Below are 22,157 nucleotides of genomic sequence, written 5' to 3'. Positions count from 1 at the left end.
ACCAGCAGCAGGCTGTTGTCGTCCTGGCCGAAGGTCAGAGGCCCGATGTTACCGACCAGCAGCGGGATGYCCTTGCGCTCGCGCTTGGCCTTCGCATGGGCCTCCAGGTTCTCGCTCTCGGCCGCGAAGCCGACGCAGAACAGCTGGCCGGCCTTGGCGCGGGCGCCCTGGGCGACGGTCAGCAGGATGTCGTCGTTCTCGACGAATTCCAGCACCGGCGGCTTGCCGCTGCCGTCTTTCTTGATCTTCTGCTCGCTATGCGAGGCCGGGCGCCAATCGGCCACCGCCGCGGTGGCGACAAAGATGGAGGCCGCTTGCGTGGCCTGCAGGGTGGCGGCGAGCATTTCGCGGGCCGACAACACGTCGACGCGCAGGACGCCGCGCGGCGTCGGCAGGTGCACCGGTCCGGCCACCAGCGTGACCTCGGCGCCGGCATCGCGCGCGGCGCGGGCGATGGCAAAGCCCATCTTTCCGGAGGAATGATTAGTGATGCCGCGGATCGGGTCGAGCGCCTCGAAGGTCGGTCCGGCGGTCACGACCACCTGCTGGCCGGCCAGCACCTTGGGCTGGAACTCGGCAATCACTTCCTCGAGCAGTTGCTCGGCCTCCAGCATGCGGCCGTCGCCGGTCTCGCCGCAGGCCTGCCAGCCGTTGCCAACGCCCAGCACGCGGGCGCCGTCGGCATCGACCTGGCGCAGGTTGCGCTGGGTCGCCGGATGGATCCACATCTCGCGGTTCATGGCCGGCGCGATCAGGAGCGGCACCCGCTCGGCCGGCCGCGCCAGGCACAGCAGGCTCAGCAATTCGTCCGAGCGGCCCTGCACCAGCCGAGCGATGAAATCGGCGCTGGCCGGCGCCAGCACGATCGCATCGGCTTCGCGGCTCAGGTTGATGTGCGGCATGTTGTTGGGCTCACGCGCATCCCACTGCGAACCGTAGACCGGCCGGCCCGAAAGCGCCTGCATCGTCACCGGCGTGATGAACTGCTCAGCCGCCTCGGTCATCACCACCTGCACCGTGGCACCGGYTTTGACCAGCAGCCGGCACAGCTCGGCCGACTTGTAGCAGGYGATGCCGCCCGTGAGGCCCAACAGGATGTGTTTGCCGGCAAGTTCTTGTTGCATCGGCAGAGTTTAAAGCGCCCGGGATCGCGGCCAGGGGGCCGCCGCATCGGGCCGCGGCAGGACGGGCGCCTATAATCGACATTTCCCACTTCCCGGATCTGCGTCCGGAACTGGCATGACCAAATTCGTCTTCGTCACCGGCGGTGTGGTGTCTTCCCTGGGCAAGGGAATCGCCTCCGCCTCTCTCGCCGCCATCCTCGAATCCCGCGGCCTCAAAGTCACCCTCATCAAGCTCGATCCGTACATCAACGTCGACCCCGGCACGATGTCGCCCTTCCAGCATGGCGAGGTGTTCGTCACCGACGACGGTGCCGAGACCGACCTCGACCTCGGCCACTACGAGCGCTTCATCACGACGCGGATGCGCCGTGCCAACAACTTCACCACCGGCCAGATCTACAAGTCCGTGCTCGAGAAAGAGCGCCGCGGCGACTATCTCGGCAAGACGGTGCAGGTGATCCCGCACATCACCAACGAGATCCAGGAATACGTCAAGCGCGGCGCAGGCATCGGCACCGCCCATGAAGTCGACGTCGCGATCGTCGAGATCGGCGGCACGGTCGGCGACATCGAGTCGCTACCCTTCCTCGAGGCGGTGCGCCAGATGAGCCTGCGCATGGGCCCGAACAACTCGGCCTTCGTCCACCTGAGCTACGTGCCGTGGATCGCGGCCGCCGGCGAGCTCAAGACCAAGCCGACCCAGCACACGGCCAAGGAACTGCGCGCCATCGGCATCCAAGCCGACGCCCTGCTGTGCCGCGCCGACCGGCCGATCCCGGACGACGAACGGGCCAAGATCTCGCTGTTCTCGAACGTGCCCGAATGGGGCGTGATCTCGATGTGGGACGTCGACACGATCTACAAGGTGCCGCGCATGCTGCACGAGCAGGGCCTCGACGGGCTCATCTGCGACAAGCTGCGCATCAACACGCCGCCGGCCAAGCTCAAGCGCTGGGACGACCTGGTCTACGAGGTCGAGCATCCGCAGAAGGAAGTCACGATCGCGATGGTCGGCAAGTACGTCGACCTGTCGGACAGCTACAAGTCGCTCAACGAGGCGCTGCGCCACGCCGGCATGAAGAACCATGCCCGCGTGAAGATCGACTACGTCGACTCCGAAACCATCACGCCGCAGGACGTGGCGCGGCTCGGAAAATACGACGCCATCCTGGTGCCCGGCGGCTTCGGCCAGCGCGGCGTCGAGGGCAAGATCGCGGCGGCCCGCTTCGCCCGCGAGACCAAAGTCCCCTACCTCGGCATCTGCCTCGGCATGCAGGTGGCGACCATCGAGTACGCGCGCAACGTGGCCGGCCTCAAGAACGCCAACAGCACCGAATTCGAGCCCGAGACCCCCACCCCCGTGATCGCGCTGATCACCRAGTGGAAGGACAACGACGGCACGGTCAAGACCCGCGACGAGAAGTCCGACCTCGGCGGCACCATGCGCCTGGGCGCGCAGAGCTCCGACGTCGCGCCCGACACGCTGGCCCACAGCATCTACGGCGACGTCGTCACCGAGCGCCATCGCCACCGCTACGAAGCCAACGTCAACTATCTCGACGACCTGCGCCGCGCCGGCCTTGTGATCTCGGCGCTGACGCAGCGCGAGCACCTGACCGAGATCGTCGAGCTGCCGCAGAGCGTGCATCCGTGGTTCATGGGCGTGCAGTTCCACCCCGAGTTCAAGTCCACGCCTTGGGGCGGTCATCCGTTGTTCAACGCATTCATCAAGGCGGCGCTCGAGCATCAGGGCGCGGACAAGAAGGCATTGAAGGTGGTCGCATGAAGCTTTGCGGGTTCGACATCGGGCTGAAGCAGCCGTTCTTTCTGATCGCAGGACCCTGCGTCGTCGAGTCAGAGCAGCTTCAGATGGACACCGCCGGCACGCTGAAGGAGATCACCTCCTCGCTCGGCATTCCCTTCATCTTCAAGAGCAGCTTCGACAAGGCCAACCGGTCTTCGGGCACCAGCTTCCGCGGCCCGGGCCGCGACAGGGGGCTCGAGATCCTGGCCAAGGTCAAGCGCGAGCTCGGCCTGCCGGTGCTGACCGACGTCCACACTGACGGCGACATCACGGCGGCCGCGCAGGTGGTCGACGTGCTGCAGACACCGGCCTTCCTGTGCCGCCAGACCGATTTCATCCGCGCCGTGGCGCAGTCGGGCAAGCCGGTCAACATCAAGAAGGGCCAGTTCCTCGCGCCGCACGACATGAAGAACGTGATCGACAAGGCGCGCGCAGCGGCCAAGGAAAAGGGTCTGCCCGAAGACAGCTTCATGGCCTGCGAACGCGGCGCCAGCTTCGGCTACAACAACCTGGTCTCGGACATGCGCTCGCTCGCGATCATGCGCGAGACTGGCGCCCCGGTGGTTTTCGACGCCACCCATTCGGTGCAGCTTCCCGGCGGCCAGGGCACCAGCTCGGGCGGCCAGCGCGAGATGGTGCCGGTGCTGTCTCGCGCCGCGGTCGCGGTCGGCGTGGCGGGCCTGTTCATGGAAACCCATCCCGACCCAGCCAAGGCACTGAGCGACGGCCCCAATGCCGTGCCGTTGAAGCACATGAAGGCGCTGCTCGAGACGCTGTTGGCGCTCGACACGGTCACCAAGAAGAACGCTTTCCTGGAGGACGTATTCCAACAATGAGCAGTGCCTACATCATCGCGGATGTCGAGGTCACGAACCCGACGCAATACGAGGACTACAAGAACTGGTCCTCCGAAGCCATGAAGGCGTACGGCGCCGAAGTCTGTGTGCGCGGCGGCAAGGTCGAGGTGCTCGAGGGCGACTGGCATCCCGAGCGCATCGTGATCCTCAAATTCCCGAGCGTCGAGCAGGCGAAGAAGTTCAACGATTCGCCCGAGTACGGGAAGGCGCGCGCGTCGCGCCAGGGCGCCGCGATCATGCGAATGATCGTCGTCGAAGGTGTTTGACAAGCTGACCCCCTGTGTGACTAGCAGGTTTTTTTTCGGAGCAAGAGAACAATGAGTGCAATCGTAGATATCGTCGGGCGCGAAATCCTCGACAGCCGCGGCAACCCCACCGTCGAATGCGACGTGCTGCTCGAATCAGGCACCATGGGCCGCGCCGCGGTTCCCTCGGGCGCATCGACCGGCTCGCGCGAGGCGATCGAGCTGCGCGACGGCGACAAGTGCCGCTACCTGGGCAAGGGCGTGCTCAAGGCGGTCGAGAACATCAACACCGAGATCTCCGAGTCGGTGCTCGGCCTCGATGCCAGCGAGCAGGCTTTCCTCGACCGCACGCTGAACGACCTCGACGGCACCGAGAACAAGGCCCGACTGGGCGCCAACGCGACTCTGGCCGTGTCGATGGCCGTGGCCCGCGCCGCGGCCGAGGAATCGGGCCTGCCGCTGTACCGCTATTTCGGCGGCATGGGCGGCATGCAGCTGCCGGTGCCGATGATGAACGTCATCAACGGCGGCGCCCACGCCAACAACAGCCTGGACCTGCAGGAGTTCATGATCATCCCAGTGGGCGCCAAGAGCTTCCGCGAATCGGTGCGCTACGGCGCCGAGGTGTTCCATGCACTCAAGAAGATCCTCGGCGACCGCGGCATCAGCACCGCGGTCGGCGACGAAGGCGGCTTCGCGCCCAGCGTCGAGAGCCACGAAGCGGCAATCCAGCTGATCCTCGAAGCGATCGACAAGGCCGGCTACGTGGCCGGCGAGCAGATCGCCCTCGGCCTCGATTGCGCCGCCAGCGAGTTCTACAAAGACGGCAAGTACGTGCTGGCCGGCGAGAACCTCAGCCTCACGGCCGAGAGCTGGACCGACATGCTGGCGAGCTGGGTCGACAAGTACCCGATCATCAGCATCGAGGACGGCATGCACGAAGGCGACTGGGACGGCTGGAAGCACCTGACCGAACGYCTAGGCAAGCGCGTGCAGCTGGTCGGCGACGACCTGTTCGTCACCAACACCAAGATCCTGCAGGAGGGTATCGACAAGGGCATCGCCAACTCGATCCTGATCAAGATCAACCAGATCGGCACCCTGACCGAGACCTTCGCCGCGATCGAGATGGCCAAGCGCGCCGGCTACACCGCGGTGATCAGCCACCGTTCGGGCGAGACCGAAGACAGCACCATCGCCGACATCGCGGTCGGCACCAATGCCGGCCAGATCAAGACCGGCTCGCTGTCGCGCTCGGACCGCATCGCCAAGTACAACCAGTTGCTGCGCATCGAGGAAGACCTCGGTGACGTCGCTTCGTACCCGGGCCGGCGCGCCTTCTACAACCTGCGCTGATCTTCCCGGGGATCCGGCGCCATGCGCTCACGCATCGTTCCGATCATCCTGGTCCTGCTGCTGCTGATCCTTCAATGGCAGCTCTGGACCGGGCGCGGGAGCGTGCGCGATGTGGCGCAGCTCCAGGACAAGTTGGCCGACCAGAAGGAAGCCAACGCCAAGGCGGCGATCAACAACGAGCGCCTGTCCTCCGAGGTCAACGACCTCAAGGAAGGGCTCGAGATGGTCGAGGAGCGGGCCCGCCAGGAGCTCGGCATGGTCAAGCCCAACGAAGTCTTCGTGCAGATCACGCACTGAGGGCGCCGCCCGGCCGCCCGAAGGTGCCCGCACCGAGGCCGAAGGCGAAGGTACACCCATGAACCCCGCCCTTTCCGCAGGCAGCACGGTCGCGCTGCTCGGCGCCGACGGCAGCGGCACGCGCGAACTGGCCGGCGCGCTGGCGGCGCGGCTGCGAGCGCACAACGTCACTGTGGCAGACGACACCCCGCTACAGCACGCAGTCGAGTTCGAACTGTTGCACGGCGACCGCTCCCTGCTCGACGACGCCCTCGTTGCGCATCGACGCCATGTCTGCACGCTGCTCGTCGGGCTCGATGCCTCCACGCCGGACACGCCCAGCCCTGCCGCGCTGCTGAGCGAACGCGCCGACACCCTGTTGCGTGCGACGCTGATCGGCGCCGGCCTGCCCTTTGCGGTGATCCACGGCCGGGCCGACGAGCGCCTGGTCAACGCGCTTCGCGCCTTGGGCCTCGAAGCCCCCGAAGGTCCTCGCCGGCTCGCGCGATGGGATTGCGACAAGTGCTCCGATCCAGCGTGCGAGCATCGGCTGTTCACCGATCTGCTTCGACGGCGCATCGATGCCGGCACCGCTTCATGACCTACGCCGCATTCTTGCGCCGGGTCCTCGGCGGCGCTGCAGTCCTCGCGTTCTGCCTTGTCGCTGCAGCCGCGCCCGCCAGCGTCAGCGTCGAGAACCGGACCCGACCGACCACCTGCGCCGAGGAAGACAACGTATCGATGGTCCTGCGCGGGTCGGGCATCGCGCGCTTTCGCGTCGAGGCGCTGCAGCCTCCCTACCTCGACGGCATCCAGGCCGACAGCACCGCACCTGATTTTTCGAACTGCAACTTCGATGGCGGTGCCCACCCCACCGATCCGAGCTACGCCTTCACGCCGCGCCGCGTGGTGTTCCATGACGGCAGGGACTGGCTGATCGTCGGCATCACGCTGCCCACCTTCTGGCGACCACGGCGCGTGCCGGTCAAGGTCGGAACGCGCACCGAGGACGACATCCACCTGCTGCAGGTCTTCGCCAAGAAGGCCGGCGCCAGGCCGCTGGAGGCGCTGGTGATGTATCCGACCGACGGCTACTGGCGCCTCAAGCCGCTGCCGCTCGCGCGTTTCGGCGACGGCGTGTACGGCTCCTCCATCCTGATGGGGCCGATCGAGACGGACGGCAGGCCGGTGGTGAACGTCGCCGCGATCGAAGTCCGGACGAAGCCCCTCGCCTTCCACCTGCGCTTCGTCGGCGGCGGTGGTGCCGAGGTGAAGGTGGTGGAGATCAGCGCGACCCGCACCGCGCTCGATGTCTCGCTCAGGCCCCCGTCGCGCAGTGACCCGCCCTTCGCGGTGCTGCGCTCGATGTACGTGGCCGCCGACAACGCGGACGTCAGTGCCTTGAGCTGGCAAGCCACGCCCGGTTCGCCCCCGCAAGACCAGGACCTGCCCTCGGTGCGCACGCTCGAAGCGATGCAGGTGCACTTCGGCCGCACCGTGCCGTCGCGGCACAACACCAGCGCACCGGACATCCGGTTCAGTGGTTTCGAGACGGGTCCCTGAGATCGGCCGCCGCCGCGGCCCTCGACGAAGTCGATCCGATTGGGCAACACTGCGTGCTTGCATGGCCGAAGGAGAAGCAGATGAGCGACAGGATCCTGGTCTTCTATGGCTCGTACCGGTCGGACCGGATGGGCATCCGCCTCGCGGACTACCTGGTCGCCAGCCTCAGGGCCCGTGGCGCCGAAGCCGAGCTGGTGGACGCCAAGGCGGTCGACCTGCCCATGCTCGACCGCATGTACAAGGAGTACCCAAAGGGCGGTGCGCCGGCGCCCATGGAAGCCCTGGCCGAAAAGATCCGCGGCGCSGACGCCTTCGTCTTCGTCACCGGCGAATACAACTGGGGGACGCAACCCGGCCTCAAGAACCTGACCGACCACTTCCTCGAGGAGTGGTTCTGGCGCCCGGCCGCCATTGCCAGCTATTCGGCCGGCCGCTTCTCGGGCGTGCGCTCGGGCACGGTGTGGCACTCCATCCTGTCGGAGATGGGCATGGTGGTGGTCTCTAGCACGCTCGCTGTCGGCCTGATCTCCCAGACGCTGGACGCCGACGCAAGGCCGAGCGGCGGCGCGGGCGAAGCGCTCGAACGCGCCTTCGGGCGCTTCGCCGACGACCTGGCCTGGTGGACCGAGGCAGCGCGAGCGCAGCGGGCGCGCCAGGCACCGCCCTACTAACATCGCGGTACGTCACAAAACGTCACGCGGGTCCACCAAGTCCGCTGCTGAAGCGTTTAAGAGGTCGTAGGGGCTTTCGCCTTTATCCGGAGACATCCTTGAGCTTTCATCGCGCTGCGTTCACCAAGTGGGTTGGTTCGGCCGCCGTTGCTGCCGCCGCCTTGTCGGCCGTTGCTGTCGCCCATGCCGAGGTGAATTTTTCCATCGGCGTCGGCGGACCGGTCTATGAAGAGCCGGCACCCGTTTACGTGAATCCGCCGCAGGGCTACTACCAGCCGGCGCCGCCCGAGTATTACCAGCCTGCACCGCCCGCGTATTACCAGCCTGCACCGCCCGCGTACTACGCGCCGCCACCGCCGCCGGTCTACTACCGCCCGGCACCGTCCTACTATCCGCCACCACCGCCGGTCAGCTACGGACCGAACTACTGGCAGGGCGGACAGCCCCAGGGACGGCCGCGCCTCAGCGACATGCAGCAGCGCGCGCTAGACAACTGCAGCCTGCTGGCGCCGCGCGAGCAGGGCCGGTGCCGCGCTACAGTGCTGTCGACCACGCGCTGAGCGCGCCCTACTGAACCACAGCGCTCCCAGGCATCTGGTCCCCGGGCGCAGTGAAGATTTGCGCCGCGTCGACGGCGTCGAAGCGGTACTGCTTGCCGCAGAAGTCGCAGCCGACCTCGATGTCGCCGCGTTCGGCCAGGATGCCCTCGGCTTCCTCCTGGCCCAGTCCGCGGATCATGTTCGCGACCCGGCTGCGGCCGCAGGTGCAGGCGAAGTGCGGCCCCAGCAGGCCGGCCTGCGGCTCGAAGCGCAGCAGCTTCTCCTCCCAGAACAGGCGCCGCAGGATGGTGTCGACGTCGAGCGTCAGCAGCTCGTCCCTGGTCAGGCTCGAGGCCAGGATCGCTATGCGGTTGTAGTCCTCGTTGCCGCCGATCTGGTCTTCGTTGGTCTGGTCGTGGTCGCTGCCCGCGGTGCCCTCGAGGTTGGCCTCGCCCTTAACCGGCAGGCGCTGGATCAGGAGCCCCGCGGCCACCTTGTCGTCAGCGGCCAGCACCAGCGTGGTGTCGAGTTGCTCGCTCTGCAACATGTAGTGCTGCAGCACCTTGTTGAGGCGCTCGAGCTTCTCGCCGCGATCACCGAACAGCGGCACCACGCCCTGGTAAGGCTGCTGGCCGGGCAACTTGTCCTTGGGGTCGAGCGTGATCGCGCAACGCCCCTTGTTGCCCACGTTGACCAGGTCGGGCAGGCGCGCATCGGCCGGCAGTTCGCCCGCCACCTTGGCGGTGGCGCGCAGGCTCAGGTCGGGCTTGGCCTCGGCGACGGCGATCTTGACCGGCCCGTCGCCGAAGATCTGCAGGATCAGCGCGCCATTGAACTTGATGTTGGCCTGCATCAGCGTGGCCGCCGCCGTCATCTCGCCGAGCAGTTGGGCCACCGGCGGCGGATAGGCGCCGGTGGTGCTGTTGGACGCGCGGCGCGCCAGGATCTCCTGCCAGGCATCGGTCAGGCGCACGATCATGCCGCGCACCGGCATGCCGTCGAACAGGAACTTGTGCAACTCGCTCAATGGGGACTCGCTCTCCCGCCTTCTCAGGCGATTTTCTTCAGGCCCTTCGCGAAGCGACGGCCATTGTCTACATAGTGCTCGGCACTCTGCCGCAGCTTGGCGGCGGCCGCATCGTCGAGCGTGCGCACCACCTTGGCCGGCGAGCCGATGATCAGCGAGTTGTCGGGAAACTCCTTGCCCTCGGTCACGACGCTGCCAGCGCCAACGATCGAATTGCGGCCGATCTTGGCGTTATTCAAGACCACCGCCTGGATGCCGATCAGCGAGTTGTCGCCGACAGTGCAGCCGTGCAGCATGACCTGGTGGCCGACCGTGACGTTCTCGCCGAGGGTCAGCGGGCAGCCGAGGTCAGCATGCAGCACCGACAGGTCCTGCACGTTGCTGTTGCGGCCGATGGTCAGCAACTCGGTGTCGCCGCGCAGCACGGCCCCGAACCAGACGCTGGCGTTCTCGCCCAACGCCACGTTGCCGATGACCTGCGCGCTGTCGGCGACCCAGGCACCATCGGCGAGTTGCGGCGCCACGCCATCGAGTTCATAGAGGGCCATCGCGAGTGTCTCCAAAGGAACGAAAACTAGAATTGTAGGGATGCATCCCCGTCTTCGCGCCCTGGCCGCGCTGCGCCTCACCGATCCCGATCTCAAGGTGGCCGCCACGCGGGCGCTGGTTGCGGAACTCGGGCCCGGCGCGATCGCGGGCCCGCCGCTGCGGGTGGCCGGCGACGACGACGACGTGCCGGGCCGACCCGAGCGCCCGCTGCGGGTGTCGGCGACCGCGGTCGAGAAGCGTTCGCCCTTCACGTCTGAAGGCCGGGCGGCGCTGATCCATTCGATTTGCCACATCGAGTTCAACGCGATCAACCTCGCGCTCGATGCCGCCTGGCGCTATGACGGCATGCCCGAGGCCTACTACCGAGACTGGCTGCGCGTGGCCGACGAGGAGGCGCAGCATTTCACGCTGCTGCATGCCCACCTGCGCGGCATTGGCCACGCCTACGGCGACTTCAGCGGCCACGACGGCCTGTGGTCGATGTGCGAGAAGACGCGGGACGACATCGTGGCGCGCATGGCCCTGGTGCCACGCACGCTGGAGGCGCGCGGCCTGGACGCGACGCCGCTGATCCAGGCCAAGCTGCGCCGCGTCGGTACGCCCGATGCGCTGGCGGCCTGCCACATCCTCGACATCATCCTGCGCGACGAAGTGGGCCACGTGGCGATTGGCAATCGCTGGTACCGCTGGCTGTGCGAGCGCGACGGCCTCGATCCGATCGCCCACTATCGCGTGCTGTATCGGCGGCACGAGGCGCCGCGGCTGAGGGCGCCCTTCAACCTCGAGGCCCGGGCCCTGGCCGGGTTCACCGACGAAGAACTGCTGAGCCTGCAGCAGGACTGAGCGCGCTTACGAGGGCCGCTTCGACACCACCAGCTTCGGCGAAAAGCGCTGCAGCACGTCGCCGTGCTGGTTGAGGGTCTCGCAGCGCATCTGCACCATGCCGCGCTCGGGCCGCGAGCGCGAAGGGACCACCTCCACCACCTCGGTCTCGACGTGCAGCACGTCGCCCGGCCGGGTCGGCCTCGGCCAGCTGAGTTCGCCGCCCGAACCGATGACGCCGTCGGCCAGCGGAAGGCCGCTCTCGACCAGCAGCTTCATCGTGATCGCGGCCGTGTGCCAGCCGCTAGCGGCGAGGCCCTGGAAGAAGGTGCGCTGCGCCGCCTCCGGGTCGAGGTGGAAAGGTTGGGGATCGAAGCGGGTTGCGAAATCGATGATCTGCGCCGCGTCGAGCGCATGCTCGCCGCTCGTGAAGCGGTCGCCGGGCGCCAGGTCTTCGAGGTACAGCTTCGGCTTCGAGGGGCTGGATTCGGACATGGGAACTTTCGCGGTCGTTGAATTTGTCATTGTCAGACTCGCTCGAGGATCGTTGCAATGCCCTGGCCGCCGCCGATGCATTGCGTGGCCAGCGCATAGCGCCCGTTCTCGCGCACCAGCAGCGAGGCCGCCTTGCCCGTGATGCGGGCGCCCGTGGCGCCCAGCGGATGGCCGATCGCCAGGCCGCCGCCATCGAGGTTGACCTTGGCCGGGTCGAGCCCAAGGTCGCGGATGCAGGCCAATGCCTGCGACGAGAAGGCCTCGTTGATCTCGACCACGTCGAGGTCCGCCACGCCGAGACCGGCGCGCGCCAGCGCCTTGCGCGTCGCCGGGATCGGACCGATCCCCATCACGGCGGGGTCGACGCCCACCGAGGCGAAGGACTTGATGCGCGCCAGCGCCTTGAGGCCGTGCGCGGCAGCGAAGGCATCGCTGGTGACCAGCACCGCAGCCGCGCCGTCGGTGAGCGGCGAGGAGGTGCCGGCGGTCACCACCCCGTCGGGCCGGAACGCGGGACGCAGCGCCGCCAGTGCTTCGGCCGAGGTCGAGGGCCGGATGCAGCCGTCGGCGCCGACGCTGTCGCCGTTGGGCAACGCGATGGCGACGATTTCTTCCGCCAGGCGGCCCTGTTCGCGCGCCTCGGCCGCCTTGCGATGCGACTGCACGGCCAGCGCCTCCTGGTCGGCGCGGCTCACGTTCCAGCGTTCGGCGACGTTTTCTGCGGTTTCGCCCATCGAGATGTAGGCGTCGGTATTCGCCAGCAGTTCAGGGCTCGGAGAGAAGTTGAAGCCGCCCTGCGGCACCATCGTCATCGACTCCACGCCGACGCACAGGAAGGCCTCTCCCATCCCGGCCTCGATCTGCGCCGCCGCGATGTGCACCGCCYGCATCGACGAGCCGCAGAAGCGGTTGACCGTCATGCCGCCGACAGCGTGTGGCAGCCCGGCCAGCAGGCCGACGATGCGCGCCAGGTTGTTGCCCTGCGCCGCTTCGGGGTAGGCGCAGCCGAGGATCACGTCTTCGATCAGCGCCGGATCGAGGTCGCTGCGCTGGAGCAGGCCGCGGACCACCTGGGCCGCCAGCGTGTCAGGACGCAGCGCGGCCAGGGCGCCTTTCTTCGCAAAATGGAACGGGGAACGGGCGTAACCGGCGATGACTGCTTTCATGGATATTTCTCCAATTGACTACCAACCAATCGGTAGTTTTACCTTGCCAAAAAAGGCACGCCAAGGCATGCCGTCGAAACCTGCGCGACTCAGCGTGCGAGCGACTTCTTCAACTGCTCGATGGCCTCGTCGAAATCCTCGACCTGCCCAGTCATGCGCGCCGACAGCAGTGCGYCCTGGCAGGCAGCAAAAACGTAGGCGGCGGAGGCACCGACCACGCCACCGGGCGTCAGGGCACCGAGCACGCCGCCCAGCCACAGGATCTGCGCATTGCGCAGATCGCGCACGGCCCTGCGCAGGTCCTCGTCGATGCAGTCCCAGCCTGGCGCCAGCGCGCCCGCGGGGCAGACGCCCTCGCCCGCATGCAGGCCGTTGCGATACATCCGGAAGTAGGCATCGAGCGCAGCCTGCGGCGCGCGCGGCTTGGCGGTCGTCCAGTCCTTGAAGGCCTGGGTCGCGCCGCGCAGCACCTCGATGCCCAGCGCTTCCTTGGTCGGGAAGTGGTGATAGAGGCTGGCCTTGCGGATGCCGACCTGGTCGGCCACGTCCTGGAAGCTGAAGCCGAGGTAGGAACGGGTCTGGATCAGTTCGCGCGCCACCTGCAGGATCTGCTCGCGGGTGGTGGCGCCGGCCAGGGTGTTGACTACAATCATCTACCTACTATATGGTAGGCAGCCGAGAAGGTCAAGCGGAGTCAATCCGGCTTGATGCCGGCCGCCTTGACGATTCGCCCGTTGCTCTCGTACTCGCTCGCAATCTCGTCGGCGAAGGTGTCGGCCCGACCGCCGGTCGGAACGTTGTCGGTCGCCAGCAGCTTGGCGCGCAGGTCGGGACTGGCCAGCGCCTTGTTGATCTCGGCGTTGTACTTCTCGATCAGGATGGCCGGCGTGCCGGCCGGTGCGAAGACGCCGAACTGCGAGGACAGGTTGGCCGCCGGAAAGCCCAGTTCGGCCAGCGTGGCGACCTTGGGCAGGCTGTCGAGCCGCGCCGGCGCGCCGACTGCCAGCGGGCGCAGCCTGCCGGCCTGGATCTGGGCCGAAACGGTCGGCCCCGCATTGATCGACAGCACTTCGAACTGGCCGCCGAGCGCGTCGTTGAGTTGCTGGCCGCCGCCCTTGTACGGAATGTGCGTGATGTCGACCTTGGCGGCCAAACGAAGCTGCTCCAGCACGATGTGGCCGAGCGAGGCCTGGCCCGAGGTGGCCCAGCGCACCGCACCGGGGCGCGCCCGGGCGTCGTCGAGCAGGCTGCGCAGGTCGCGCGTGCCGGTCGCCGGCGTCGCCATCAGGAGCACCGGCGAATACATCACGCTCGCGACCGGCACGATGTCCTTCAGCGGATCGAATGGCGAGCGGCCCAGGTGCGGGTTCAGCACCAGCGGGCTGATGGCCGAGAAGCCCAGCGTGGCACCGTCGGGCGCCGCCTTGGCCACCGCATCCATGCCGATGGTGCCGCTGGCCCCGGCCTTGTTCTCGACCACCAGCGTGCTGCCCAGCTGCGCGGAGAGCTTGTCGGCCAGGGCCCGTGCCACCACGTCGCTGACGCCGCCCGAGGGATAGGCGACCACCAGGCGGATGGTCTTCGGAACCACCTGGGCCGAGGCCGCGGCGCTCAGCAGGACAAGGCCGAGGGCGGCGGCGAGGGCTCGTGGGCGGAGGTTCAAGGGCATCGATGCGACTCCTGCTTTCAATGGTCGATGACGGCATTCTGCCGCCGCAGCCGCATCCTCACCGGCGCGGTGTTTCACTACCCTCTGGGGTGATGCTTCGCGTGCATCTGCTTGAGCCGCTCGCGCGCGACGTGGGTGTAGATGGTGGTGGTCGAGATGTCGGCATGGCCCAGCAGCAGCTGCACGGCGCGCAGGTCGGCGCCATGGTTCAGCAGATGGGTGGCGAAGGCATGGCGCAGCGTATGGGGCGACAGCGGCACGTGGATGCCGGCGGCCAGCGCGTTCTTCTTGACGATGACCCAGAACATCACCCGGGTCATGCCGGCGCCGCGCGCGGTGACGAACAGGTCGGGCGTCTGCTGGCCGTCGAGAATCAGCGGCCGCGCATCTTCGAGGTAGCGCTCGATCCAGCGCCGTGCCTCGCCGCCGAAGGGCACCAGCCGTTCCTTGCTTCCCTTGCCCAGGACCCGAATCACGCCATCGTTGAGACTCAGCTCGAAGACCTTGAGCGCGACCAGCTCGCTGACCCGCAGGCCGCTCGCGTACATCAGCTCGAGCATCGCGCGGTCGCGCAGGCCGAGCGGGGTCTCGACCTCGGGCGCGGCCAGCAGGTCGTCGACCTGCTTCTCCGACAGGGTCTTGATCGCCCGCGGCATCTGCCGTGCCGGCGCCAAGCGCAGGCTCGGGTCGGCGGCGATGCGATGCTCGCGCAGGGCCCAGCGGTAATAGCGCTTGAACACCGTGAGCCGGCGGTTGGCGGAGGTCGCCTTGCCCTTGTCGGACAGCCGCGCGCCCATGTAGGCCTGCAGGTCGCTTTCCACGGCGGCGTTCAGCGGCTTGCTACGTTTTGCGTGCAGCCATTGGGCAAAAAGCGCGAGATCGCGGCGGTAGGCGGCCAGCGTGTTCTTCGACAGGCCGTCCTCGAGCCACAGCGCGTCGACGAAATCATCGATCTCGGGGGTCTCGAGGGGTGCTTCAATGGCCTCTGTCATGGCTTGCAAGATAGCAAAAAGAAAAGCCGCCCCGATCGGGGCGGCCTCGCGCTCGGATCAGCGTCTTCAGTCCAGCTGCAGCTTCTGCTTCACGACGACCTGCTTGTAGACCTCGTACTCGGCCTTGATCTGGGCCGCGAACTGCTCGGGCGTGTTGGCCACGATCAGCGAGCCGGTATCCTCGATGCGCTTGCGCACCGCCGGATCCTCGACCGACTTCTTGACGCCGGCGTTGACCTTGTCGACCACTTCCTTCGGCAGCCCCTTGGGGCCCAGGATGCCGTAGTAGGCCATCCGGTTGACCGGCTCGAGGCCGACTTCCTTGAAGGTGGGCACGTTGGGCAAGGCGGCCAGGCGCTGCGGCGCCGACACCACGATCGGCACCAGCTTGCCGGTCTGGATGAAGGGCAGCGCCGACGGGATGTTGTCGAACACGATCGCCACCTGGCCGGCCACCACGTCGTTCAGCGCCGGACCGGCGCCGCGGTACGGGATGTGGGTCACGTAGGTGTTGGTGAGGCTTTTGTACAGCTCCATCAGCAGGTGGCCGATGCCGCCGGTGCCCGACGAGGCATACGAGTACTTGCCCGGATTCTTCTTCAGTTCGGCGACGAACTCGGCGTAGTTCTTGGCCGGGAAKCTCGGGTGGACGGCGATGATGTTCGGCGTCGCCGCGATGTTCACGATCGGCGTGAAGTCGTTGATCGGGTCGTAGGGCACCTTCGGGTTGATGGCCGGATTAGCCGCGGTGCTCGACACGGTCGCGACACCCAGCTTGTAGCCGTCGGGTGCGGCCCGCGCAGTTTCGGCAGCACCCACGATGCCACCCCCGCCCGCCTTGTTGATCACGATCACGCTCTGGCCCAGCGCCTTGCCGAGCGGCTCGGAGATGACGCGCGCCACGATGTCCGTGGTCCCGCCGGGCGCGAACGGCACTTGCAGTTCCACCGGCCTGTTTGGGTAACCCTGCGCCCAGCCCGACCCCACGACCGCGAACAGCGCGGCAGCGCCGGCGAGCGCCCTCCATTGACGACCTTGCATTGATAGCCTCCTCGGGCCAAGAAACGAAAGTGCGGATGCTAACGGGTGGCCCCCGCCACCACCACGTGGATAACCCATGGTGGTGACGGATATCCTCGACGCGTGAACTATGCCCAGCTTCTCTTCCCCGACTTCTCCCTCATCGCCTGCGGCTGGCTGCTGTGCCGCTACACGCCGCTGGACCGGCGCGTATGGGACCAGGTCGAGAGCCTGGTGTACTACTTCCTGTTTCCGGTGCTGCTGTTCCACTCGATCGTGCGCAGCCCGCTCGACTTCGGCGCCACCTCGAATCTGCTGGCCGCCGGTGTCGGCGTCGGACTCTCCGGCATCGCGCTGGCGTACGCCCTGCCCTTCCTGCCGGGCATCGGGCCGCACATCGACCGCCGCGACCATGCGGCCAGCGCGCAGATCGCCTTTCGCTTCAATTCCTTCATCTGCCTGGCGCTGGCCGACCGGATCGCTGGGCCCGCGGGCCTGCTCATGATTGCGGTGCTGATCGGCGTCTGCGTGCCGATGTTCAACATCGCGGCGGTCTGGCCCATGACCCGCCACGCGCAGACCGGTCTGGCGCGCCAGCTGCTGCGCAATCCGCTGATCATCGCCACCGTGACCGGGTTGGTCGCCAACCTGCTCGGGCTGGCGGTGCCGCGCTGGCTCGAGCCGACGCTGACGCGCATCGGCGCGGCATCGCTGGCGCTGGGCCTGATGGCCGCCGGTGCCGGCATGCAGTTCGCGACCATCGCGCGCGGCAAGGTGCTGGCGGTTTCAGTGCTGACGATCCGGCACCTGCTGCTGCCGTTGATCGGCTGGGGCCTGTCGGAGGTGCTGCAACTGCATCCGGTCCAGGCCGCCGTGCTAATGACCTTCGCCGCCGTTCCGACGGCGTCGAGCGCCTACGTGCTGGCGGCACGCATGGGCTACAACGGGCCCTATGTCGCCGGGCTGGTGACGCTGTCGACGCTGCTCGGCGTCGCCAGCCTGCCCTTCGCGCTGGCGCTCATCCGTTAGGACCCGCTACCATGCAGCGATGCGCTACTTCCTGCTGGTCGCTGTCGCCGCCTCGTCGTGGACGATGGCCGTGCAGGCTCAGGAGTACACGCGCTACCAGGGCGGATGGAACGGCTCGTTCCTGTTCTATGTCGCGCAGCAGGACGCCGGCGCCCAGGGGCCGCCGGAAGTGTTCCCCGGGACGCTGCAGATCGAACCGGACGGCACGCTGCGCGGCGCGGTGCCCGAGGCGGCATGCACATTCGCAGGTTCGAGCATCGACTACTTCACGCCGGCCAACGCCTCGATCGACCTGGTGGCGAGCGGCTGCCGCGATGCACGCTTCAACGGCCATTTCGTCGGCAAGCTGATCAACAACCCGCAACTGAAGTACGCGTCGATCCGACTCAGCTCGATGCGCTCGCTGGACGCCGGCACCGCCCAGATCTCCGCCATCATCCGGCATTGACGGCCAGCGCCCATTCGACGTGCTCGCGCACCAGCGCGCTGGCGTCGGCGCTGCGCGTGGCCAGTGCCGCACGGGCACCCGGATCGCCGGCGCGCAGCGCATTGCCCAGCGCGACCGCCACGTTGCGCAGCCAGCGCTCGTGGCCGATGCGGCGGATCGGGCTGCCCTCGGTGAAGCGCAGGAAGTCCTGTTCGGTCCAGGCGAACAACTCGCCGAGCTGGCGGCCCGTGAGGCCGTCGCGGGCATCGAAATCGGGCAGCGCGCTCTTCTTCGMGAACTTGTTCCAGGGGCAGACCAGCTGGCAGTCGTCGCAACCGTAGATGCGGTTGCCGATCAGCGGCCGAAGCTCGAGCGGAATCGGCCCGGCATGCTCGATCGTCAAGTAGGAGATGCAGCGCCGCGCATCGAGCCGGTGCGGCGCGACGATCGCGCCCGTCGGGCAGATGTCGATGCAGGCGCTGCAACTGCCGCAGTGCGGCGTCACCGGCTCGCTGGGCGGCAAGGCCATGTCGACGTAGATCTCGCCGAGGAAGAACATCGAGCCGGCCTCGCGATCGAGCACCAGCGTGTGCTTGCCGCGCCAGCCCTGGCCACTGCGCGAGGCCAGCTCGGCCTCGAGCACCGGCGCCGAATCGGTGAAGGCGCGATGGCCGAAGGGCCCGACCTCGGCGGCGATGCGCTCGGCCAGCTTGGCCAGCCGGGAACGCAGCACCTTGTGGTAGTCGCGGCCGCGGGCATACATCGAGACGATGCCTTCGGCGGGCCGCTCGAGCCGCGCGAACTCGACGGCCTGCCAGCCGTCCGGCGTGGCGCGCGGCAGGTAGTCCATGCGCGCCGTGATCACCGACACCGTGCCCGGCACCAGCTCGGCCGGCCGTGCCCGGCGCGTGCCGTGCGCGGCCATGTAGTGCATCTCGCCGTGGAAACCTTGCGCAAGCCATTGCATCAATCCGGGCTCGGCGCTCGACAGGTCGACACCGGCGATGCCGATTTGGGAGAATCCAAGCTCCCGGGCCAAGGCCTGAATCCTGTTGACGATTTGATGGCTGCCGATCACCTGCCGATTGTAGAAACTCACAGCGCGACGAAGGTCTGGCGCACCGAGGCTGATTGCGAGGCCCTGGCGCAGGCGCTGGCGCGTTCGCCTGCGCTGCGCGATGCCTTCCTCGCTTTGCAGGGTGACCTCGGCGCCGGCAAGACCACCTTCGTGCGGCACCTGCTGCGCGCCCTCGGCATCGCCGGGCGCATAAAGAGCCCGACCTATGCGGTGGTGGAGCCGCACGAGGCGCCCGACGGGCTGGCGATCTTCCATTTCGACTTCTATCGCTTCAGCGATCCGCGTGAATGGGAGGATGCGGGTTTTCGTGACATCTTCGCGGGTCCGGGGCTCAAGTTGGCAGAATGGCCCGAGAACGCGGCGGGGCGCATTCCGCTTGCCGACCTCGCTATTAAAATCGAAGCAATGACCGACGATACCCGCACCGTGACGCTGCGTGCCCAGACCGAGCGAGGCACGCGCCTGCTCGCCGACGCCGGATGAAAGCAACCGGACTGAAGCGCCGCGTGCTGCTGCAGGGCGGCAGCATCGCATTACTGCTGGGCATCCACGAGATCGCCCGCGGCGCCACCATCATGGCGGTGCGGGTCTGGCCGGCCGCTGACTACACCCGCGTCACGATCGAATCCGACGGCCGGCTCAGCTCGCAGCAGCTGGTGGTCGGCAGCCCGCCGCGGCTGGCGGTCGACATCAACGGCATCGAGCTCAACCCGGCCCTGCGCGAGCTGGTCGGCAAGATCAAGCCCGACGATCCCTTCATCAACGGCCTGCGCGTGGGCCAGTTCGCGCCCGGCGTGGTGCGCATCGTGTTCGATCTCAAGCAGGCGGTGGCGCCGCAGGTGTTCTCGCTGGCACCGGTGGCAGCCTACCGCGACCGGCTGGTGCTCGACCTGTATCCGCAGCAGGCGATCGATCCGCTCGAGGCCCTGATCACCGAGCGCATGCGCGAGGCGCCCACGGCCCCGAGCGCTTCAGCGGCCGCACCGACGCCCGCTGCAGGAGCGCCCGATCCGCTCGGCGATCTGATGGCGCAACAGGCCGCGCGGCCTCCGGTCTCGGTCAGCCAGGCGAATCGGCCATCGGCACCGGTCGGCCCTCTGCCGATGCCGATGCCGCCGCCGGCCGGCCCGCTGCCCGCGGCACCGCCGGTGGTCGTCAACGGCGCGACCTCGAGCCAGACCGACCGCATCATCATCGTCGCGCTCGATCCGGGCCATGGCGGCGAGGACCCCGGCGCGATCGGATCGAACGGCACGCGCGAGAAGGACATCGTGCTGCAGATCGCGCATCGCCTGCGCAGCCGCATCAACGCCAGCAGCGTCAACGGCAACCCGATGCGCGCCTACCTCACGCGCGACGCCGACTTCTTCGTGCCGCTGGGCGTGCGCGTGCAGAAGGCGCGGCGGGTGCAGGCCGACCTGTTCGTCAGCATTCACGCCGACGCCTTCACCACCCCCGAGGCCCGCGGCGCCAGCGTCTTCGCGCTGAGCCAGGGCGGCGCCTCGAGCAGTGCCGCGCGCTGGCTCGCCAACAAGGAGAACCAGGCCGACAAGGTCGGCGGCGTGAACGTCGGCAACCACGAGGTGCAGGTGCAGCGCGCGCTGCTCGACATGAGCACCACGGCGCAGATCAACGACAGCATGAAGCTCGGCGGCGCGATGCTCGGCGAGATCCGGGGCATCGGCGCGCGGCTGCACAAGCCGCAGGTCGAGCAGGCCGGCTTCGCGGTGCTGAAGGCACCCGACATCCCGAGCGTGCTGGTCGAGACCGCCTTCATCAGCAACCCCGAAGAAGAAGCCAAGCTGCGCAGCACGGCCTACCAGGAAGACCTGGCGGATGCGCTGATGCGCGGCATCCATCGCTACTTCGCGCAGAACCCGCCGCTGGCACGCAGCCGGCAGCTGTAGCGCGAGCCTCGCTGCTACTCGGCCTCGATCCCGGCCGCCTTCACGATGCGGCCCCACTTCTGCGATTCGGCGGCCTGGAACTTCGCCAGTTCTTCGGGCGAACTGGTGAAGACCTCGGTGCCGGTCGGCTCGTAGAAGGCGGCCTTCGCGGCTTCGCTGTGCGCCGCCTTCACCAGCAGTTCGTTGAGACGCTTGACCACCGCGGGCGGCGTCTTCGCCGGCGCATAGGCGGCGAACCAGTAGCCCATCTCGTAGCCCTTGACGCCAGCCTCCGAGATCGTCGGCACATCGGGTGCCAGCGGCGAGCGCTTGGCGCCCGAAACCCCCAGCGCCCGCAGCTTGCCGGCCTTGATCTGCGGCAGCCCGGTGGCGGTGTCGGTGATCATCATGTGGATCTGGCCGCCCAGCAGGTCGGTCACGGCCAGGGTGTTGCTCTTGTAGGGCACGTGCAGCAGCTGGATGCCGGCCATCTGCTGCAGCAGCTCGCCGGCCATGCGGCTGGACGAGCTGCCGCTGCCGAAGCTGTACTTGCCCGGCTCCTTTTTCGCCAGCGCCACGAACTCGGCCACCGTCTTGGCCGGGAAGGACGGATTCACGACCATGATCTGCCCGCCCTTGCCCAGTGCGGCGATCGGCGCATAGTCCTTGACGGGATCGTAAGGCAGCTTCTTGAACAGGTGCTCGTTGGCCGCGTGCGTCGTGTTGGTGGTGATCAGTACGGTGTAGCCGTCGGCCGGTGCCTTGGCGACCTGCTGCGAGGCGATGAAGCCGCTGGCGCCGGCCTTGTTGTCGATCACCACCGGCTGTTTCGTCTCGGCCGTGACGCCGTTGCCCAGCGCGCGCGCGATCTGGTCGGTCGCGGTGCCGGCCGCGAAGGGAACGACGAAGGTGATGGCCTTGTCCGGAAAGGACTGGGCCTGGACCCACGGCGGCGTGAAGGCCAGGACGGCGGCGGCGATCAGGCCCAGGTTGAAGCTTTTCATTGTTTGTCTCCGCTAAGTTGGAAGTGTTCGAGGGGAAGGTTGGGAATTCAGGGCGTCTCGCTGCCCGCGAGATGGTGTGCCAGCGCCGCCGGCACATCGATCGGCATGTCGAGCAGCAGGAAGGACAGCGACTTGCCGTGCGTATCGAGGTTCAGCGCATCGTTGACGCCGCCGTCGAGCACTCCGTCAAGCACGAAGTTCATCGCCTGCAGCTTCGGCAGCAGGAAGCGCTGGACCCGGCTCGGCGCACGGTGGCGGAACTGCGCCGCCACGCGCTCGGGCGTGAGCTGCGCCACCAGCAGCGGGTAGAGCGCCGGATGCCAGGCGATCACGCTGATGTTGGAGCGATCGCCCTTGTCGCCGGTGCGGCCATGCGCCGCACGATAGAGCGGCAGCGTGATCATGTCGGTCGTCATGCCGCGGCCTCCTCGATCATTTCGAAGCCCACCGGCACCGCCTCGCGCGGCAGCAGGCATGACAGCGTATTGAGCCGCGGCGTGAGCGCGGTGCGCACGCCGCCGCCGCCGGCCGGGCCACAGGTGTAGAGCGCCATCACCT

Annotated in this window: 26 protein-coding genes; 14 read left to right on the top strand and 12 right to left on the bottom strand. The window is 67.7% G+C overall.

Features of this window, described 5'->3' with window-relative positions:
* Positions 1–1,124 (bottom strand): bifunctional phosphopantothenoylcysteine decarboxylase/phosphopantothenate--cysteine ligase CoaBC (gene coaBC / locus AC1DY5_RS09810; RefSeq protein ID WP_478111099.1); only part of this gene is annotated, 1,124 nt, incomplete at its 3' end.
* Positions 1,125–1,239: 115 nt separating this feature from the next.
* On the opposite strand from coaBC, the gene AC1DY5_RS09805 reads away from it, so the two are divergent.
* The 9 genes from AC1DY5_RS09805 (at position 1,240) to AC1DY5_RS09765 (ending at position 8,456) form a co-directional block, all read left to right on the top strand.
* A complete protein-coding gene (locus AC1DY5_RS09805; RefSeq protein ID WP_478111098.1) occupies positions 1,240–2,910 on the top strand; it encodes a CTP synthase in 1,671 nt (556 codons plus the stop codon).
* Positions 2,907–3,764 (top strand): 3-deoxy-8-phosphooctulonate synthase, encoded by an 858-nt coding sequence (gene kdsA / locus AC1DY5_RS09800; RefSeq protein WP_478111097.1) that lies wholly within the window; start codon positions 2,907–2,909, stop codon positions 3,762–3,764. Before AC1DY5_RS09805 ends, kdsA begins: the two co-directional genes overlap by 4 nt.
* Positions 3,761–4,051 carry a DUF1330 domain-containing protein gene (locus tag AC1DY5_RS09795; protein ID WP_478111096.1) on the top strand — a complete coding sequence of 97 codons (291 nt, stop codon included), beginning with the start codon at positions 3,761–3,763 and terminating at the stop codon, positions 4,049–4,051. Before kdsA ends, AC1DY5_RS09795 begins: the two co-directional genes overlap by 4 nt.
* A 51-nt stretch (positions 4,052–4,102) precedes the next feature.
* Positions 4,103–5,386 carry a phosphopyruvate hydratase gene (gene eno / locus AC1DY5_RS09790; RefSeq protein ID WP_478111095.1) on the top strand — a complete coding sequence of 428 codons (1,284 nt, stop codon included), beginning with the start codon at positions 4,103–4,105 and terminating at the stop codon, positions 5,384–5,386.
* 21 nt (positions 5,387–5,407) lie between these two features.
* A complete protein-coding gene (ftsB, locus tag AC1DY5_RS09785; RefSeq protein WP_478111094.1) occupies positions 5,408–5,683 on the top strand; it encodes a cell division protein FtsB in 276 nt (91 codons plus the stop codon).
* A 58-nt stretch (positions 5,684–5,741) separates the two neighbouring features.
* Positions 5,742–6,263 (top strand): hypothetical protein, encoded by a 522-nt coding sequence (locus AC1DY5_RS09780; protein ID WP_478111093.1) that lies wholly within the window; start codon positions 5,742–5,744, stop codon positions 6,261–6,263.
* Entirely contained in the window at positions 6,260–7,225 is a 966-nt protein-coding gene (locus AC1DY5_RS09775; protein WP_478111092.1) for a hypothetical protein, read from the top strand. Before AC1DY5_RS09780 ends, AC1DY5_RS09775 begins: the two co-directional genes overlap by 4 nt.
* An 80-nt stretch (positions 7,226–7,305) precedes the next feature.
* On the top strand, positions 7,306–7,896 hold the full coding sequence (locus AC1DY5_RS09770; protein WP_478111091.1) for an NADPH-dependent FMN reductase: 591 nt from the start codon (positions 7,306–7,308) through the stop codon (positions 7,894–7,896).
* 98 nt (positions 7,897–7,994) lie between these two features.
* Entirely contained in the window at positions 7,995–8,456 is a 462-nt protein-coding gene (locus AC1DY5_RS09765; protein ID WP_478111090.1) for a hypothetical protein, read from the top strand.
* A 7-nt stretch (positions 8,457–8,463) separates the two neighbouring features.
* Here the strand turns inward: AC1DY5_RS09765 and hslO are convergent, their stop codons facing one another.
* A complete protein-coding gene (hslO, locus tag AC1DY5_RS09760) occupies positions 8,464–9,462 on the bottom strand; it encodes an Hsp33 family molecular chaperone HslO (RefSeq protein ID WP_478111089.1) in 999 nt (332 codons plus the stop codon).
* Between the two features lie 23 nt (positions 9,463–9,485).
* Positions 9,486–10,010: a gamma carbonic anhydrase family protein gene (locus AC1DY5_RS09755; RefSeq protein WP_478111088.1), complete on the bottom strand. Its 525-nt coding sequence runs from the start codon at positions 10,008–10,010 to the stop codon at positions 9,486–9,488.
* A 40-nt stretch (positions 10,011–10,050) separates the two neighbouring features.
* On the opposite strand from AC1DY5_RS09755, the gene AC1DY5_RS09750 reads away from it, so the two are divergent.
* On the top strand, positions 10,051–10,854 hold the full coding sequence (locus tag AC1DY5_RS09750; RefSeq protein WP_478111087.1) for a ferritin-like domain-containing protein: 804 nt from the start codon (positions 10,051–10,053) through the stop codon (positions 10,852–10,854).
* 6 nt (positions 10,855–10,860) lie between these two features.
* On the opposite strand, the gene AC1DY5_RS09745 is transcribed toward AC1DY5_RS09750, so the two are convergent.
* From AC1DY5_RS09745 to AC1DY5_RS09720, 6 genes are all read right to left on the bottom strand, one after another.
* On the bottom strand, positions 10,861–11,328 hold the full coding sequence (locus AC1DY5_RS09745) for a MaoC family dehydratase (RefSeq protein ID WP_478111086.1): 468 nt from the start codon (positions 11,326–11,328) through the stop codon (positions 10,861–10,863).
* A 32-nt stretch (positions 11,329–11,360) separates the two neighbouring features.
* Positions 11,361–12,494: a thiolase family protein gene (locus AC1DY5_RS09740; protein ID WP_478111085.1), complete on the bottom strand. Its 1,134-nt coding sequence runs from the start codon at positions 12,492–12,494 to the stop codon at positions 11,361–11,363.
* An 89-nt stretch (positions 12,495–12,583) separates the two neighbouring features.
* Positions 12,584–13,147, bottom strand: a complete 564-nt coding sequence (locus AC1DY5_RS09735) for a TetR/AcrR family transcriptional regulator (protein ID WP_478111084.1) — start codon at positions 13,145–13,147, stop codon at positions 12,584–12,586.
* A 41-nt stretch (positions 13,148–13,188) separates the two neighbouring features.
* Positions 13,189–14,163 (bottom strand): Bug family tripartite tricarboxylate transporter substrate binding protein, encoded by a 975-nt coding sequence (locus tag AC1DY5_RS09730; protein ID WP_478111083.1) that lies wholly within the window; start codon positions 14,161–14,163, stop codon positions 13,189–13,191.
* A gap of 77 nt (positions 14,164–14,240) precedes the next feature.
* A complete protein-coding gene (gene xerD, locus AC1DY5_RS09725) occupies positions 14,241–15,155 on the bottom strand; it encodes a site-specific tyrosine recombinase XerD (RefSeq protein WP_478111082.1) in 915 nt (304 codons plus the stop codon).
* A gap of 66 nt (positions 15,156–15,221) precedes the next feature.
* Positions 15,222–16,196, bottom strand: coding sequence for a tripartite tricarboxylate transporter substrate binding protein BugE (locus tag AC1DY5_RS09720; protein WP_478111081.1), 975 nt, complete (start codon positions 16,194–16,196; stop codon positions 15,222–15,224).
* A 102-nt stretch (positions 16,197–16,298) separates the two neighbouring features.
* Between AC1DY5_RS09720 and AC1DY5_RS09715 the strand changes: the two genes are divergently transcribed.
* Both AC1DY5_RS09715 and AC1DY5_RS09710 read left to right on the top strand, forming a co-directional pair.
* Positions 16,299–17,204: an AEC family transporter gene (locus AC1DY5_RS09715; protein ID WP_478111080.1), complete on the top strand. Its 906-nt coding sequence runs from the start codon at positions 16,299–16,301 to the stop codon at positions 17,202–17,204.
* A 19-nt stretch (positions 17,205–17,223) separates the two neighbouring features.
* Entirely contained in the window at positions 17,224–17,652 is a 429-nt protein-coding gene (locus AC1DY5_RS09710; protein WP_478111079.1) for a hypothetical protein, read from the top strand.
* Here AC1DY5_RS09710 and queG read toward each other — a convergent pair.
* Positions 17,639–18,709 carry a tRNA epoxyqueuosine(34) reductase QueG gene (gene queG / locus AC1DY5_RS09705; protein ID WP_478111078.1) on the bottom strand — a complete coding sequence of 357 codons (1,071 nt, stop codon included), beginning with the start codon at positions 18,707–18,709 and terminating at the stop codon, positions 17,639–17,641. The genes AC1DY5_RS09710 and queG overlap by 14 nt on opposite strands.
* On the opposite strand from queG, the gene tsaE reads away from it, so the two are divergent.
* Both tsaE and AC1DY5_RS09695 read left to right on the top strand, forming a co-directional pair.
* On the top strand, positions 18,695–19,192 hold the full coding sequence (gene tsaE / locus AC1DY5_RS09700) for a tRNA (adenosine(37)-N6)-threonylcarbamoyltransferase complex ATPase subunit type 1 TsaE (protein ID WP_478111077.1): 498 nt from the start codon (positions 18,695–18,697) through the stop codon (positions 19,190–19,192). The two genes, queG and tsaE, sit on opposite strands and share 15 nt — an antisense overlap.
* A complete protein-coding gene (locus tag AC1DY5_RS09695) occupies positions 19,189–20,616 on the top strand; it encodes an N-acetylmuramoyl-L-alanine amidase (RefSeq protein WP_478111076.1) in 1,428 nt (475 codons plus the stop codon). The genes tsaE and AC1DY5_RS09695 overlap by 4 nt, the downstream gene beginning before the upstream one ends.
* A gap of 14 nt (positions 20,617–20,630) precedes the next feature.
* Here the strand turns inward: AC1DY5_RS09695 and AC1DY5_RS09690 are convergent, their stop codons facing one another.
* Both AC1DY5_RS09690 and AC1DY5_RS09685 read right to left on the bottom strand, forming a co-directional pair.
* A complete protein-coding gene (locus AC1DY5_RS09690; protein ID WP_478111075.1) occupies positions 20,631–21,599 on the bottom strand; it encodes a Bug family tripartite tricarboxylate transporter substrate binding protein in 969 nt (322 codons plus the stop codon).
* 47 nt (positions 21,600–21,646) lie between these two features.
* Positions 21,647–22,015, bottom strand: a complete 369-nt coding sequence (locus AC1DY5_RS09685; protein WP_478111074.1) for an AtuA-related protein — start codon at positions 22,013–22,015, stop codon at positions 21,647–21,649.
* Positions 22,016–22,157: the final 142 nt, after the last annotated feature.

The organism is Variovorax sp. P4_D9 (assembly GCF_056401695.1).
This window is presented reverse-complemented; position numbering and strand designations above follow the sequence as displayed.